Below are 1113 nucleotides of genomic sequence, written 5' to 3'. Positions count from 1 at the left end.
CCGTCGAGGAGGTCGAGGAGACCCTCGACCGCGACTACTTCATGACCGCCGAGGAAGCCCGCGACTGGGGCATCGTCGACCACGTCTGGGAAAAGCGCGAAGCCGAGGGCTGATTCGCCCATGGGCCCGCACATCCTCGTGGTGGGCGGGACCGGCATGCTCGCAGGCCTCGTGGAGGCGCTCGCCGGCGACGGCGGGCGCCTTTCGCTTTTGTCGCGCCGGGCCTCCGCCCACGGCCTGCCGGGCCGCGCCTTCGACTGCGACTACCATGACGCGGCGGCGTTCACCGCCGCGCTGGACGCCGCCGTGGCCGGGCAGGGGCCGATCGACCTCGCCGTCGCCTGGTTCCACTCCCTGAGACTTGCCGCGCCCCGGCGCCTCGCCGAGCGGGTCGGGCGCGAGGGCGCGCCGGGCCGGCTGTTCCAGGTGCTCGGCAGCGGCGTCGCCGACCCGGCCAAGCCCGGCCGCCTGCGGTTCGCCGCCGCCGTGGCCGACGGCCTCCCGGCCTGCCGTCTCCGGCAGGTGGTCCTGGGCTTCCGCCTCGCGGACGGCGGCGCGCGCTGGCTCACCGACGCGGAGATCTCCGAGGGCGTGCTCCGCGCCGTCCGCCAGGACCTGCCGTTGTCCGTGGTCGGGGTGGTGGAGCCGTGGGCCTCCCGGCCGCCCGCGCCCGGGGCCGAAGCGGAATAGATCCCGCTCACGCGAAGTTTAGCGGCTCAGGTGTTGGCGCGGCCAAGGCTGTGTCCTATCCGGGGCGCGATGGAAAAAACCCTCGACCTGATCGAACATTGCGATCGCTTCACGACTGTGCTCGTCGTGAGGAAATCCCCGGAACTGCCGGATCCTCTTGTCGAAGTTCTGACCGACGCGGGCGTGAACGTGCTCGGTCCCGTGGATACTGCCCGCGCGGCCCTGGCGATCACGGCCCAGGCCGGGCCGGACCTGGCGCTCGTCGCCCCCGAACTCGCGGGCCGCCGCAACGGCGAGGAGCTGGCCCGCTGCCTCGAGGACACCTGGGGCGTGCCCGCCGTGCTCCTGCCCGGCGCCTGAGGCCCGGCCCCTGGGACGCCTGATCGTCATCTCCAACCGCGTCAGCCCGCCGGGCGACGAGCA

The 1113-nt window shown here is 73.7% G+C and carries 3 protein-coding genes; all 3 read left to right on the top strand.

The features are described from left to right. The coding region (locus V7Z97_RS20515) for an ATP-dependent Clp protease proteolytic subunit (RefSeq protein WP_334165489.1) at positions 1 to 113 on the top strand (113 nt) is incomplete at its 5' end. 7 nt (positions 114 to 120) lie between these two features. Continuing rightward, positions 121 to 690 carry a hypothetical protein gene (locus V7Z97_RS20510; protein ID WP_334165488.1) on the top strand — a complete coding sequence of 190 codons (570 nt, stop codon included), beginning with the start codon at positions 121 to 123 and terminating at the stop codon, positions 688 to 690. A 69-nt stretch (positions 691 to 759) separates the two neighbouring features. Then, the gene (locus tag V7Z97_RS20505; protein WP_334165487.1) at positions 760 to 1050 is read left to right on the top strand and encodes a hypothetical protein; all 291 of its coding nucleotides are present in this window, start codon (positions 760 to 762) and stop codon (positions 1048 to 1050) included. Positions 1051 to 1113: the final 63 nt, after the last annotated feature.

Origin of the sequence: Phenylobacterium sp., assembly GCF_036821595.1 — a bacterium.
Lineage (GTDB): Bacteria > Pseudomonadota > Alphaproteobacteria > Caulobacterales > Caulobacteraceae > Phenylobacterium.
Note: the sequence above shows the minus strand (reverse complement) of the source record. Positions and strands in the feature narration are given on the sequence as shown.

What these genes read in the sequence shown, in the direction of transcription:
- V7Z97_RS20505 (WP_334165487.1), top strand. Translation starts at nt 760, where the DNA reads ATGGAAAAAACCCTCGACCTGATCGAACATTGCGATCGCTTCACGACT.
- V7Z97_RS20510 (WP_334165488.1), top strand. Translation starts at nt 121, where the DNA reads ATGGGCCCGCACATCCTCGTGGTGGGCGGGACCGGCATGCTCGCAGGC.